Origin of the sequence: Streptosporangium sp. NPDC000563, assembly GCF_040299985.1 — a bacterium.
In the GTDB taxonomy this organism is placed as follows: Bacteria; Actinomycetota; Actinomycetes; order Streptosporangiales; family Streptosporangiaceae; genus Streptosporangium.
Genome location: NZ_JBEPDA010000041.1, coordinates 30138 through 44330, shown reverse-complemented (window position 1 = coordinate 44330; position 14193 = coordinate 30138). Strand labels below are relative to the sequence as shown.

Below are 14193 nucleotides of genomic sequence, written 5' to 3'. Positions count from 1 at the left end.
GACCAACCGGTCCGGCAGAACTCCGGGGCGTTCGTTTTATTCTGTTCTTTCGTTGTGCCTTTATTCTTTCAGGCCCGCTTTTTCGTGTCAAACCGGCTCGTTTTAATCCGGTTGATTCGATCTGGCAGATCCTGATGGAATTCAGGCGGCTCCGTTTCCAGAGCAACCCCTCAAACTTACCAGCCTCTGAGCAGCTCTGCGAACCGAGCTCCGAGGCCGTTGGCTTCAAAGGGATTATCGGCGAACACGACGCAAGCCATACGGAAGTCACCGGAGTGATCAAAGTGGTTTGCGCCGGACCTCGCCGACATCGAAAGATTAGCAGCCCTCGCGGACCGCTCAGGACACAACGACGAACCTCGCGGCCGTATTCCCCGGACTCCCCGAGCCGGGAGGAGCCGGCGAGCCGAGGGCTGAGAGCTCAAGTCCCCGAGGGCCTCGGCCGAGCGTGCCCGCGCGGAGGGACAGACCAAGCGCGACAGGCAGCGCCAAGGGGGACCCGGCGAAACCGGATGGGACGAAGCGCGACGACCGAGCGGGTACACCCGAACAGGCACCGGCGGAAACATAGACTCGGCCGAGTGAGCAGCCAGACGCCGCCGACGGCGAAGAAGGTTCCCAGCGAGCGCGTGCACCACGGGGACACCGTGGTCGATGACTACGCGTGGCTGACGGTCAAGGACGACCCGGAGGTGGTCGCCTACCTGGAGGCGGAGAACGCCTACACGCAGGAGGCGACCGCCCACCTCAAGCCCCTGCGGGAGACGCTCTTCCAGGAGATCAAGGCACGCACCCTGGAGACCGATCTCTCGGTTCCCACCCGCAAGGGCGGCTGGTGGTACTACTCGCGGACGGAGGAGGGCAAGCAGTACGGCATCCAGTGCCGGGTGGCCGCGGACGGCGAGACGCCGCCCGAGCTGAAGGCCGGGGAGTCGCTTCCCGGCGAGGAGGTCATGCTCGACGGCAACGAGCTCGCCGGAGACTCCGACTTCTTCTCGATCGGCACCAGCTCGGTCAGCCCCGACGGCACCCTGCTGGCCTACTCGACCAACTTCACCGGTGACGAGCGCTTCACCCTGAAGGTGAAGAACCTCGCCACCGGCGAGACCCTCCCCGACGAGATTCCCGGCATCTTCTACGGCGGCGCCTGGTCCGCCGACGGCACGACGTTCTTCTACACGACGGTCGACGACGCGTGGCGCCCCAACCAGGTCCACCGGCACACGATCGGAAGCCCTGCCGAGGACGACGTGCTCGTCCACGAGGAGTCCGACGAGCGGTTCTGGGTCGGCATCGGGCTCAGCCGCAGCGAGCGCTACCTGGTCCTCTCCGCCGGAAGCAAGATCACCAGCGAGGTGCGCATCCTGGAGGCCGACAACCCCTCCGGTGAGTTCCGCGTCGTCAGGCCCCGGGAGACCGGTGTCGAGTACGGCGTCGACCACGCGGGCGACCACTTCCTGGTCCTGCACAACCGGAACGCGGAGAACTTCGAGCTGGCCACCGCGCCCCTCGACGCCCCCGGCGACTGGACGCCGCTCATCGAGCACCGCGCCGACACCCGGCTGCTCGACGTCGAGGCCTTCGAGGGCCACACCGTCGTGCACTTCCGCAGGGACGGCCTCACCGGCATCCGCATCCTGCCCCGCGGCGGGGAGGCGTACGAGATCCCCTTCCCCGAGCCGATCTACGACGTCGCCCCTTCCGGCAACCCGGAGTTCGTCACGGGACGGCTGCGGCTCGGCTACACCAGCATGATCACCCCGCCGTCGGTCTACGACTACGACCTGGGCGCGGGCGAGCTGGTCCTGCTCAAGCAGAAGGTGGTGCTGGGCGGTTACGACCCGGCCGACTACGAGCAGTTCCGCGAGTGGGCGACCGCCTCGGACGGCACCCGCGTGCCGATCTCGATCGTGGTCAAAAAGGGTACGGAGCGGCCCGCTCCCACCGTGCTGTACGGCTACGGAAGCTACGAGATCTCGATCGACCCCTCGTTCTCCGTCGCGAGGCTCAGCCTGCTCGACCGGGGCTTCGTCTTCGCCGTCGCGCACGTGAGGGGCGGCGGTGAGATGGGCCGCCACTGGTACGAGAACGGCAAGTTCCAGCAGAAGAAGAACACGTTCACCGACTTCGTCGCCGCCGCCGAGCACCTCTCCGCCTCCGGCTGGTCGAGCGCGATCATCGCGAGGGGTGGCTCCGCGGGCGGGCTGCTGATGGGCGCGGTCGCCAACCTCGCACCGGAGACCTTCGCGGGCGTGGTGGCGGAGGTGCCGTTCGTGGACGCGCTGAACACGATTCTCGACCCGTCGCTGCCGCTGACCGTGATCGAGTGGGACGAGTGGGGCGACCCGCTGCACGACCCCGAGGTGTACGCGTACATGAAGTCGTACACGCCCTACGAGAACGTGGACGGCCGGGTGTATCCGCCGATCCTCGCGATCACCAGCCTCAACGACACCCGGGTCTTCTACCACGAGCCCGCCAAGTGGGTCGCGAGGCTCCGCGAGGTGGCGCGCGGCGGGCCGTTCCTGCTCAAGACGGAGATGGGCGCCGGACACGGCGGCCGCAGCGGCAGGTACGACTCCTGGCGCGAGGAGGCCTTCACCCTCTCCTGGATCCTCGACACGGCAAAGGTGGCTCAGTGACGTACATCGCGGCGAACGACAGGTACGACGACCGTCAGCCGTACAACAGGGTCGGCAAGAGCGGGCTCAAGCTGCCCGCCGTCTCCCTGGGGCTCTGGCACAACTTCGGCGACGACAAGTCCTTCGAGGTCCAGCGGGACATCCTCAGGAGGGCCTTCGACCTGGGGGTGACCCACTTCGATCTTGCCAACAACTACGGCCCGCCGCCCGGGAGCGCGGAGACCAACTTCGGGCGGCACTTCCGCGAGGACTTCGCCCCGTACCGGGACGAGCTGGTCATCTCCACCAAGGCGGGCTACGACATGTGGCCGGGCCCGTACGGCGAGTGGGGTTCGCGCAAGTATCTGCTGTCCAGCCTGGACCGGTCGCTGGAGCGGATGGGGATCGACTACGTCGACATCTTCTACAGCCACCGGTTCGACCCGGACACCCCGCTCGAGGAGACGATGGGCGCGCTGGACCACGCGGTCCGGTCGGGCAAGGCGCTGTACGCGGGCATCTCGTCCTACTCGCCCGAGCACACCAAGGAGGCGGCACGGATCCTGCGGGAGATGGGCACGCCGCTACTGATCCACCAGCCCTCGTACTCGATGTTGAACCGGTGGATCGAGGGCGGGCTGCTCGACGTCCTGGAGGAGGAGGGCGTGGGCTGCATCGCGTTCTCGCCGCTGGCGCAGGGCATGCTGACCGACCGCTACCTGAACGGGATCCCCGAGGGGTCGCGGGCCTCGCAGGGGCGCTTCCTCACCCCGGAGATGCTCACCGACGAGACGATGCGGCACATCCGCATCCTGAACGAGATCGCGAACCGGCGCGGTCAGTCGCTGGCGCAGATGGCGTTGGCGTGGGCGCTGCGCGACAGGCGCGTCACCTCGGTGCTGATCGGCGCGAGCAGCGTCGAGCAGCTGGAGAACAGCCTCTCCGCGGTGGAGAACCTGTCGTTCGACGACAGGGAGCTGGAGACGATCGACAAGGACGCGGTTGACGCGGGCATCAACATCTGGGCCAGGTCCAGCGAGGTCTGACCCGTCCCGCCCGTCCGCGCGTTTCCGAGGAGGCCGCCGGTCCAGGTGACCGGCGGCCTCCGCCTGTCGGAACCGTTCTCGAAAGCGGAAAGCCCAGGACGAACGCCGAGGTCAGAGCGCCTCGTTTCGCTGCAGGTACGTGAACGAGGCCCAGCCGGGCAGGACCGGCAGCCAGAAGGTGAGCAACCGGAACAGCAGCACGGCCGGGGCCGCCACCTCGCGCGGCACACCCGCCAGGGTGAGGCCGGCCGTGAGGGAGAACTCGACGGCTCCGAGCCCGCCGGGAGTCGGGGCGGCCGAGCCGATGGCGTTGCCCGCGAGGAAGACGATGGCGACGGCGGCGAAGTTGATGGAACCCCCGAAGGCGCGGACACAGGCGTCCAGGCACATCACGAAGGACAGGGTGAGCATCAGGGTGCCGCCGAAGCCCTCGATGATCTTCTGAGGTGACTGGAGGATGTCGAGCAGACGCGGGACGACGCCGGAGAACAGTGAGCGGAGCCGTGCGGTGATCAGGCGGCGCAGGCGCGGGACGCTCAACACGACCAGGGTCAGTACGGCCACGGCGAGCAGCGTGATCACGAGCGTGCGCGACGGGGTGAACGACGAGGCGGTGTTGGAACCGGTGACGTAGGCGAAAAGCAGCAGCAGGCCGACGTGGAAGGCGAGCCCGATGAGCTGGGAGGCCCCTACGCTGGCCACCGCCTGCCCCGGAGGGATACCCCGTTTTTGCAGGTAGCGGGTGTTGACCGCGACCCCGCTCACCGCGGCGGGCGCGACGAGCTTGACGAACGACCCGGCGAACTGGGCGAGAACGGTACGGCCGAGGGGCAGCTTCTCCGGGACGAACCCCCTCAGCATGAGGGCGGCCGCGACGTAGCTCAGCATCGCCGCGGCGAGCGCCACTCCGGTCCAGCTCCACTTCGCCGACGTGATCATGTTGAGGTTGATCTGGGTCAGGTAGTAGACCAGGAAGTACGCGGCGAACGCGGTGCCGATGATGGTGATCAGGGTCCGGGGACGGAAGCGCTCCAGGCGCACCTCCTCGGCCTCGACCTTCGGCTTGAGCTCGACGATCCGGTCGCGGATCTCGGTGAGCAGCTCCTTGTTCCTGGTGAGCGCGGCCCTGGTCTCGCGGGTCAGCGCGATCCGCTGGAGCAGGGGGAGCGCGTCGGCGAGCACGCCGGACCCGGCCACGGCCGCGGCGGCGGCGACCGCCCGCTGGGCGCCGACGCGCAGGCTGAGGTAGGTGAGCAGCTGGGCGACGTCGAGACGGAGCAGCAGGTCACCGGCGGCGATCTCGCCGCTTCGGGCGTCCATCAGGACGACCCGGCCGTCGCCGTCGACGTGGATGCTGTCGCCGGTCAGTCGCCGGTGGGCGAGCCGCTGGACCTGCAGCAGCAGGACCTGCTCCCAGATCTGGGCGAGCAGGTTGTCGTCGATCTCGTTGTCGGGGATGTCGTCGAGCGCGCGGGTGGGAACGTGCTCGTAGGCGAGCAGTGCGGCCTCGCTGCCGATCTCGCTGGTGGCGACGAGCCTGGGGGTGCTCGCTCCGGCCGCCTGCGCGGCGTACGCCATGAGGGCCTCGCGCTCCAGCTCGGCGCGGAGCGAGCGGATGGCCTTGCGGCGGGTCTCGGTGTTGAGGCGCATGCGCCGCCAGAGGCGGTAGAGCACACCGGCGACCTGGCGGTCACGGTCGAGGACGGTGACGTCGAGACGGCTGCCGTCCCTGAGGTCGACGGCGTAGCGGCGGCTGCTCTGGTGGTCGTCGTCGAGCCTGCGGGCCTTGACGGGGACGAAACCCAGCTTGCGGAGCGCCGCGACGACCGTGCTGCCCGGGGGGCGGGTGTTGGGGCTGCCCACGCCGTACAGGGTGGCGTAGCCGACGGCCAGCCCGATCAGGATGGAGACGACGATGCCGAGGATCGTCGCGGCGAGCCCCGCGAACAGGGCGACGGCGTTGAGCGCGACCGCGCTCCACAGGGCCGCCCGCCAGGTGGGGCGGCGGGATATCCGCACCGCGGTGACGTAGGCGATGATCGGGGTGAGCAGGGTGTTGATCGGCTCGACCCCGGCCCGCCCGCCGGTCAGCAGGACCCGCAGGTCCTCGGGACCGGCCTTGAGGATCCACTCGCCGAGCGCGAAGGAGAACACCATCGCGGCGATCGCCGCGAAGAGCCCCTCGGCCACCCTGAGTCCGTCGCGGTGCAGCACTCTCTCGATGGCGAAGGCGACGGGCACGCCGAGCATCGCCGACGCGCTCAGCACCCCGGCCAGACCGCTGAGCAGGAACGGTGCCCGGCTGGTGCCGTCGGCGACGTCGCCCTCCAGGCCGTTCAGGGTCTTCTTGGCGACGAGGGCGAGCAGGACCACGGCCGTGAGCACGAGCAGGGTCGCCAGGAACCGCAGCAGGTCGGAGGGACGGCGGATCCGCTGCGGGAGCAGCGGCTCGACGACGTGCACGGCGAGATCGTCGTCTGCCGGCGGCCGTGTGCCGTCGACGGACGCCGTTTCGTCCAGTTCCTTGATTTCCGTCACCGCCTGCGATTCTGCATGTTCCGCATTACAGGTGCGTCACCGATCTTCTCGTTGAGTGTTCACAATCAGAGTCATGCGCATCTCGGTCGCCTCTGACAGTCTTGACGGTGTGGCCTCCATCTTGGTCTCCGAAATCGAAAAACGAGGCCACATGGTGATACCTCACGGCGCCCTGGCCGACGAGCGGGCCGACTGGGCGTGGTGCTGCGCGCGTGCCGCCGCAGATGTGGCCTCGGGGGTGGCCGATCAGGCGATCGTGTGCTGCTGGACCGGGACGGGCGCGTCGATCGCGGCGAACAAGGTGCCCGGCGTACGGGCCGCGCTGTGCGCGGACGCGGCCACGGCGGACGGGGCACGTCGCTGGAACGACGCCAACGTGCTGGCGATCAGCCTCCGGTTGATCTCCGCCCCGCTGCTCGGGGAGATCCTGGACGCCTGGTTCGCGGGGAGTCCCAGCCTCGACGAGAAGGACCGGGCGAACACAGCGTACCTGTCGCAGATGGAGAATTGACCGTTCTACCTGCGAGAACAATCAATTCGATGGGTGAAGGGCTGGAAGGCTGAACACCATGTTCCGTCACCCGCTCGCGTCCCGCCGAGTCGCGTCCGAGGGGCGGGAAGCCCCTTCCGTCGTCCCCAGGAAGTTGATGACCGCGATCACCGCGGTCTCGGTCCTGTCCCTGGCCACCGTGTCCGCCGAGGTGTCGGCCGCGACCCCCGCCCCGGCCGACGCGGCACCCGTCGCGGGAGGCCCGGGACCCGTCGTGGCCGACGCGGCATCCCTCGCGGGAGACGTGACACCCGTCACGAAGGGCTCCGCACCCCTCGCGGGAGGCGACGACTCCGAGAGGGCCGCCGGGGCCGTCATCCCGGCCGGCGCGGCACCTGTTTCCGGGGGCGGCGACTCCGCGCCGCCGGCCGGGAGCCCTCTGCCGCCGGAGGCGAAGGCGTTCGGGGCGTCGATCAAACTCGCCGCCCTCAGGGGGCACCTGGAGAGGCTCCAGAGCATCGCCGACGCCAACGGCGGCAACCGGGCGGCGGCCACACCCGGCTACGCCGCCTCGCTCGCCTACGTCGCGGACAGGCTCCGCGAGGCCGGATACAAGCTCACCTCGCAGGAGTTCAAGATCTCCTTCTTCCGCGAGGTCGCGACACCCGTGCTCAAGCGGACACGGCCCCTGGCCAAGAGGTACGTGCCCGGGACCGACTTCAGGACCATGACGTACTCCGGTTCGGGGGAGGTGACAGCCCCGGTTCAGGCGGTCGACCTGGTCCTGCCGCCGAAGAAGGGGCATGAATCCACCTCGGGGTGCGAGGCGAGCGACTTCTCCAGATTCGTCCGGGGCAACATCGCGCTGATCCAGCGCGGCACCTGCAGCTTCCAGGCCAAGGCGGAGCGGGCCGAGGCCGCCGGCGCGTCCGGCGTGATCATCTTCAACGACGGCCGGGCCGAGGGAGCCGACACCCACAAGGGCCTGTTCGGCGGCTCGATCAACACCTCCACCGTGCGCATCCCGGTCGTCAGCGCCGACTTCGCGACCGGTGAGCAACTGGCCGCCCGGGGAACGACGGCGGCGCTCGTCGTGCGGACCGAGATCGCCCCCGACCGCAGGACACGCAACCTCATCGCCGAGAGCACCTGGGGTGACCCCGACAGGGTCGTCATGCTCGGCGCCCACCTGGACAGCGTCATGATGGGCCCCGGCATCAACGACAACGGCTCGGGCACCGCCGGCGTCCTGGAGACGGCGCTGGCGGCGAAGTCGCTGCGGACGAAGAACAGGCTGCGCTTCGCCTTCTGGGGCGCCGAGGAACTGGGCCTGCTCGGGTCGAAGTACTACGTGTCCGCCCTGCCCCCCGCGGAGCGGGCGAAGGTCAAGCTCTACCTGAACTTCGACATGATCGCCTCACCGAACCACGTTTTCGGGATCTACGACGGCGACTCGTCGGGCAACGTGATCAGCGCGACCCCTCCTCCCGGCTCCGGCCAGATCGAGAAGCTCCTCCAGGCGTACTTCGAGGCGGTGGGCGAGCCGTACCAGGACGCCGACTTCAGCGGCCGATCCGACTACGGCCCCTTCATCGGGATCGGCATCCCCGCCGGCGGGCTGTTCACCGGCGCGGAGGGCCTCAAGCGCACCGAGGAGGCCAAGAAGTTCGGCGGCACCGCCGGGGTCGCGTACGACAAGTGCTACCACCAGGCGTGCGACACCATCGCCAACATCAACGACAGGGCCCTGTTGGTGAACAGCGGCGCGATCGCGGCGGCGGCGTTCACCTACGGGTACGCCGACGACCTCCCCCACGCTCCCAACAGCCCGCCGAACGCCGGTGATTCCCCGGGTTCCAGGGGTTCCAAGGGCTCCGGAGTGCCCGGGGTGCCCGGCAAGGGGGCCGTCGTCCCCGGCAGGCCGGGCACCGGCGCGGGCGGCCTGGAATCCGGCCACGACCACGACCACGACCACGGCGGCCTCCTCAGGTAGCACGGGGGCCGCGTGGCGTACGGCCACGAGGGTGCGGGGTGCCGGACACGGGAAACGACGGGATATGGAGGGCCGGGCGGACCGCGGAACTCGGGACGCGGGGAGCGGGGAGCGGGGAGCGGAGGGGAACGCGCGTGCACCCCGCGCGGAGAGCGCGGCTACAGTCGGGACATGTCGTCAGGCGAATTGCGAGTGCTGGGGGCGTGCCCGCTGGACTGCCCGGACACCTGTTCCTGGGTGGTGACCGTCCAGGACGGCAGTGCCGTCAAGATGCGCGGCAACCCGGACCATCCCTACACCCGTGGCGCGCTCTGTGTGAAGGTGAACCGCTACCTGGAGCACACCGGGGCGGCCGACCGCATCCTGCACCCGATGCGGCGGGTCGGCCCCAAGGGGTCCGGCCGATTCCAGCGGATCAGCTGGGACGAGGCCCTGGAGGAGATCTCCGTACGGCTGCGCGGCATCGTCGACGAGCACGGCGGCGAGGCGATCTGGCCCTATGTGGGCACCGGAACGCTGGGATACGTCCAGGGTTCTGAGGGGATCGCCGGGAGGCGGTTCTGGAACGTCCTCGGCGCGTCGAGGCACTTCCTGAACATCTGCGCCTCGGCCGGAAACCACGGGCTGCAGCAGGTCTACGGCACGCCGGGCGGCATGGATCCGGAGACGTTCGCGCTGTCCAGGCTCATCCTGCTGTGGGGGACGAACACGCTGACGACCGGGCACCACCTGTGGAAGTTCATCCAGGACGCCCGCGCGGCCGGGGCGCACGTGGTGGCGATCGACCCGATCCGCACCCGCACCGCCGAGCAGGCCGACGAGCACCTGCCGATCCGGCCCGGCACCGACGCCGCCCTCGCCCTGGGGCTGATGAACGTCGTCCTCGCCGAGGGCGCCGAGGATCGCGACTACCTGGAGAACCACACGAACGGCTGGGAGAACCTCCGCGAGGAGATCCTGCGCCACCCTCCGGCGCGTGTGGCGGAGATCACCGGGCTGCCCGAGGCCGACATCCGGGCTTTGGGGACGCGTCTGGCGCGTACGCGGCCCACCGGCATCCGGGCCACCATGGGCATGCAGCGGCACGCGGGCGGCGGCACCGCGATGCGTACGATCGCCTCCATCCCCGGTGTGACGGGCGACTGGCGCCACCCGGGCGGCGGGATCGTGTACTCCACCAGCGGGCACGTCCACCTGAACATCGACACCCGCGACGACCTGCTCCCCGGGCCTGTCCGAACGCTCACGATGACGCGGCTCGCCGACGAGCTGGACGAGTCGGTCAAGTGCCTGTGGGTGTACGCGGCCAACCCGATGGGCTCCACCTCCGGCCAGAACCGGATCCGCGAGCGGCTGCTGCGCGAGGACCTGTTCACCGTCGTGATGGAGCAGTTCCCGACCGACACCGTCGACTACGCCGACATCGTCCTTCCCGCCACCATGCAGATCGAGCACGCCGACCTGCACGCGGGGTACGGGCACATGTACCTGATGTGGAACGAGCCCGCCGTCGAGCCGCCCGGCGAGTGCCTGTCCACCACCGAGACGTTCCGCCGCCTGGCACGGCACATGGGGCTCACCGAGCCGTCCCTGTACGACTCCGACCTGGAGCTGGCCGAGGAGCTGCTCACCTCGGGGCACCCGTCCTTGGATGGGATCACCCTCGACCGGCTGCGCAAGGAGGGCTGGGTCCGCCTCAACGTCCCCCAGCCGTTCGTGCCGTTCACCGACGGTTTCCCGACGCCCTCCGGCCGGATGGAGTTCGGCTCGGGACCGGCCTACGTCCCCCCGCACACGGCCTCGGCCGCGTCGGGGCCGTACCCGCTCGCGCTCATCACGCCCGCCTCCCACACCTTCCTCAACACCACCTTCGGCAACAACCCCGAGCTGCTGAGGCGCTCGAAGGGCCCGCGCGTCCTGGTCAACCCCGAGGACGCCTCGCGGAGAGGGCTGAGCGAGGGGCAGCGGGCGCGGGTGTTCAACGACGAGGGCGAGTTCGAGGCCGTGGTCGAGATCACCGAGAGGGTACGGCCCGGCGTGGTCGCGTCCACCAAGGGCCACTGGCGCAAGCTCAGCCCTGGGGGCGCGACGGCGAACGCCGTGGTGGCCGCCCGCGACGCCGACATGGGCCGGGGCGCCCTCTACCACGACAACCTGGTCGAACTCGCCCCCTGCACCACCACGGAATGACCGGCGGCCCTGCACTCGTGGCCGATCGTCACGAACACCTCGACGGCCAGGTCAGCGTCATCCTGTGGCGATCCACCGGCTGATCAGGTCAGCGCGATCTTGTACCCCTCGTGGGACGCGACGAAGCCGAGGGAGTCATAGAAGCGGTGAGCGTCCTTGCGGGACTTGTCCGTGGTCAGCTGGACCATGGCGCATCCCCTGGTCCTGGCTCGGTCGAGTGCCCACTCCATCATCGTGCGTCCCAGCCCTCGCCCTCGCAGGCCGGAGGCGATCCGCACCGCCTCGATCTGCATCCGGAGCGCGCCACGACGGGAGATGCCGGGAATGTAGGTGAGCTGCATGGTGCCCACCACCTCGCCGTCCAGTTCCGCGACGATCAGCTCGTTGCCGGGGTCGGCGTCGATGGCCTCGAAGGCGGCGCGGTGCTCGTCGCCGAAGGCTCCCTGGCGCGCGGCCGCGACGGCGTCGTCGGCGAGCATGGCAACGATGAGCGGGACGTCCTCGGCACGGGCGATACGGAATTCCACCGGCATGACGGCCAACCTACCCGGAACCGTTGACCTCCCACGCTCTCCCACCAGCGGTGCGGACGGCCTCCTCCGATGCGTCGTCTCGGGGGACAATTCAGGGTTGCTCCCCGATGTGAGCAAGGGGAGGCGAGGGGCACCCTGGAGGCATGAACGACGAACTGACTCAACGTGACGAGATGTCCCTCGCCGGAGCGGCGCTGCGCGGTGCTCCCTGGAAGGCCGCGGCGGTGACCGGCGGTGCGGTGGCGGCGGCCAGCCTGGGGATGGACCTGCTCTTCGCCGGAGATCTGGATCTTACGTGGGCGATGGTGGTCGGTATCGGCCTGTTCTCGCTCATCGCGGCCATCGGCTCGGTCAGCAAGCCCGACGTCGGCGACCGGGTCACCCGGCAGGCCCGGCTCTGGGCGTTGCGCCATCCCTGGAAGTTCTCCCTCTATCCCGCACTCGGCTCCGCGATCCTGATGTATCCGGTGCAGCTCGTCTTCGACGGCGAGGGCGTGTTCGGGGCGGCGCTGGACGCGCTCCAGGGTGGTGTCGTGGTCTATCTGATCACGGCGATCGTCGCCCTCACGCTCAAGGGACGCGGCCAGACCTCGCTCCCCGGTGGCCGCTGAACCCCACGACCCGGCTGTCCGGCTCCCGGGTGACCGTCCGGCTCCCGGGCGGGCGTTCAAGGTCCCGACGAGTGCTCAAGATCTCCGGTGGACGTTCAGGCTCCGATGGGTGTTCAGGGGCCACGGCGAGCGGCCGGGGCGTGTGTGTCGCCCGGTCTCGCGGCCCGGCCGGGCCTTCCCGCGTGACCGGGCCAAGGGCGTCCGGAGACGCTAGACCCTCTCGTGCTCGGCGCGGCAGACGCAGAACTCGTTGCCCTCGGGGTCGAGCATCGTGACCCAGCCGCCGCCTTCGGGGTCGCGGTGGTCCTCGGAGACCGTGGCGCCGAGTCCGGCCAGGCGCTCGACCTCCTCGTCACGGGTGGTGCCCGCGGAGCCGGTGAGGTCCAGGTGGACGCGGTTCTTGACCGCCTTGTCCTCGGGGACCTTGATGAACAGCAGGTCGATCTTGCCTCCCTGGAGAAGGACCTCGTCGTCGTTCTTCTCCGTATCCGGGTGAAGCTTTCCACCGGTGGCGTCGCGCCAGAAGGTCGCCAGCTCGTACGGCTGGGCGCAGTCGAAGGTCACGCAGTGAACGTCAATCATCGCTCCACCCAACCCGACACCACCAAAGCCGTCAAGCAGGTTTCCGGATAGCCCGGTTCGGTTCCGGCGGGTCACGCCGTCGAACCCACGCGTTTCGGTTCTCGCCGGTCACGTCGCCGGGTGCACGGGTCACGTCACCGGATGTACGCCTCTCGGTTCTCGCCGGTCGAATGACCGGACGTACCGGTCCGGTCGCCGAGCGCGCGGATCGGGTTGCCGAGCGCGCGGATCGTGACGCCGGATGTACGCGTACAGCCCGCCGGGACGTCCGGGTGCGCGGTCAGTGGCCGCCGGCGGCGAGGTTGAGCCCGACGACGCCCGCGACGATGAGCAGGACCGAGGCGATCTTGAGGGCCGACGCGTCCTCGCCGAGGGCGACGATGCCGAGTGTGGCGGTGCCGACGGCTCCGATGCCCGTCCAGACGGCGTAGGCCGTACCGACCTCCAGGGTCTTCAGGCCCAGGGCGAGCAGACCGAAGCTGAACGCGCCGAAGACCAGGAAGCCGATGCTCGGCAGTGGCACGGAGAATCCGTTGCTCAACTTGAGTGAGTACGCCATCGCGACTTCGAAGAGACCGGCGACCACGATGAAGATCCAGGCCATGACAACTCCCCCTTGATCAGGAGCGTCGTCTTTGCCTACCGGGTACGGCGCGTCTCGTCCGGAAACGCTCCTTTTGAGCGTTGTGACAGTGGAACGTAGCAGAGCCTCACTTTGATTCCCACCAGATTGTGAACCACTGGTCGCGGGGCACCGGCCACATGTCCAGCTCGACCACCGCCGCGATGACCTCGTCCGCCCGCTCCCGTCCGAGGCAGAGCCTGCGGCAGGCGCTCTCGGCGAGGTCTTCCAGGCGGGTGAAGCGGGGCAGCGGGGCCACGCGCCGCTCGTGGCGAACCTCGTGGCCGAGGCCCTCCGCGATGGCGATCACGTCGTGGGCCGTGGGCCCGCTGGGGCGGGTGATGCCGTGGAAGTGCTGCCAGAGGGGGTTGAGCCAGCTCATCGGGTGCCGGCCGGTGAGCTCCAGGACGACCCGGGCGCGGGCGTGGCGAGTGAGTTCTGCAAGGAATCCCGCCAGTCCGGGCACGTTGTAGACGACGTGGGCACAGACCGCGACGTCCGCCACCGGTGTCCGCGCCGCCACGTCGGGCCAGCGGCCGTTGACGACGAGGGTGGGAACGCCGAGCGCCTCGGCCCTGACGGCCAGCTCGGCGAGCATCGCCTCCGAGGTGTCGACAGCGATCAGCCGCCCGAGGTCCCGGCCCAGCGGCAGGGAGGCGGCCCCGGTCCCCGCGCCGACGTCCAGCACGCTCCCGCCGGGTGGGAGCGCCTCGGCGATCCGCGCCAGGGTGGGTCCCTCGGGGGCCGCGAGGGCGAGGTCGGTGCGTTCGGCGAACCTCGCGGGAGAGTGGCCCCAGGGATCGGCCGGCGCCCTCGCCGCGATCTCCGCGGGAATGCCCCACATCCCGAGGTCGGCCCGCCACTGCTCGTCCATGGGAAGAGCCTAGAAGAGCCCTCCCCTCCCCGTCGATCGGCGTCACCCGGGCACCGTTCCAGCAGTACGGAGGCGTGATGAACGTCCCAGTCA

Annotated in this window: 11 protein-coding genes and 1 riboswitch; of the genes, 6 read left to right on the top strand and 5 right to left on the bottom strand. The window is 69.6% G+C overall.

Annotated elements, in window-relative coordinates:
* Positions 1 to 581: 581 nt before the first annotated feature.
* Entirely contained in the window at positions 582 to 2642 is a 2061-nt protein-coding gene (locus tag ABT352_RS39420) for a S9 family peptidase (RefSeq protein WP_350950170.1), read from the top strand.
* Complete coding sequence (gene mgrA, locus ABT352_RS39415; protein WP_350950169.1) at positions 2639 to 3667, top strand: L-glyceraldehyde 3-phosphate reductase; 1029 nt, start codon at positions 2639 to 2641, stop codon at positions 3665 to 3667. The genes ABT352_RS39420 and mgrA overlap by 4 nt, the downstream gene beginning before the upstream one ends.
* Before the next feature lie 111 nt (positions 3668 to 3778).
* Here mgrA and ABT352_RS39410 read toward each other — a convergent pair whose 3' ends face one another.
* Positions 3779 to 6205, bottom strand: a complete 2427-nt coding sequence (locus ABT352_RS39410) for a lysylphosphatidylglycerol synthase transmembrane domain-containing protein (RefSeq protein WP_350950168.1) — start codon at positions 6203 to 6205, stop codon at positions 3779 to 3781.
* 73 nt (positions 6206 to 6278) lie between these two features.
* On the opposite strand from ABT352_RS39410, the gene ABT352_RS39405 reads away from it, so the two are divergent.
* The 3 genes from ABT352_RS39405 (at position 6279) to ABT352_RS39395 (ending at position 10878) form a co-directional block, all read left to right on the top strand.
* Positions 6279 to 6716, top strand: coding sequence for an RpiB/LacA/LacB family sugar-phosphate isomerase (locus ABT352_RS39405; protein WP_350950167.1), 438 nt, complete (start codon positions 6279 to 6281; stop codon positions 6714 to 6716).
* 136 nt (positions 6717 to 6852) lie between these two features.
* A complete protein-coding gene (locus ABT352_RS39400; protein WP_350950166.1) occupies positions 6853 to 8688 on the top strand; it encodes a M28 family metallopeptidase in 1836 nt (611 codons plus the stop codon).
* A gap of 171 nt (positions 8689 to 8859) precedes the next feature.
* Positions 8860 to 10878, top strand: coding sequence for a molybdopterin-containing oxidoreductase family protein (locus ABT352_RS39395; RefSeq protein ID WP_350950165.1), 2019 nt, complete (start codon positions 8860 to 8862; stop codon positions 10876 to 10878).
* Positions 10879 to 10961: 83 nt separating this feature from the next.
* On the opposite strand, the gene ABT352_RS39390 is transcribed toward ABT352_RS39395, so the two are convergent.
* Positions 10962 to 11411 (bottom strand): GNAT family N-acetyltransferase, encoded by a 450-nt coding sequence (locus ABT352_RS39390; protein WP_350950163.1) that lies wholly within the window; start codon positions 11409 to 11411, stop codon positions 10962 to 10964.
* Positions 11412 to 11554: 143 nt separating this feature from the next.
* Between ABT352_RS39390 and ABT352_RS39385 the strand changes: the two genes are divergently transcribed.
* Positions 11555 to 12022: a hypothetical protein gene (locus ABT352_RS39385; protein ID WP_350950162.1), complete on the top strand. Its 468-nt coding sequence runs from the start codon at positions 11555 to 11557 to the stop codon at positions 12020 to 12022.
* Between the two features lie 210 nt (positions 12023 to 12232).
* Here the strand turns inward: ABT352_RS39385 and ABT352_RS39380 are convergent, their stop codons facing one another.
* The 3 genes from ABT352_RS39380 to ABT352_RS39370 all read right to left on the bottom strand — a co-directional run bounded on the left by ABT352_RS39380 (position 12233) and on the right by ABT352_RS39370 (position 14100).
* Complete coding sequence (locus ABT352_RS39380) at positions 12233 to 12604, bottom strand: VOC family protein (RefSeq protein ID WP_350950161.1); 372 nt, start codon at positions 12602 to 12604, stop codon at positions 12233 to 12235.
* 280 nt (positions 12605 to 12884) lie between these two features.
* Positions 12885 to 13208 (bottom strand): DMT family transporter, encoded by a 324-nt coding sequence (locus ABT352_RS39375; protein ID WP_350950160.1) that lies wholly within the window; start codon positions 13206 to 13208, stop codon positions 12885 to 12887.
* A 19-nt stretch (positions 13209 to 13227) separates the two neighbouring features.
* Positions 13228 to 13293: riboswitch (guanidine-III (ykkC-III) riboswitch) on the bottom strand.
* Between the two features lie 21 nt (positions 13294 to 13314).
* Entirely contained in the window at positions 13315 to 14100 is a 786-nt protein-coding gene (locus tag ABT352_RS39370; protein ID WP_350950159.1) for a class I SAM-dependent methyltransferase, read from the bottom strand.
* Between the last annotated feature and the right edge of the window lie 93 nt (positions 14101 to 14193).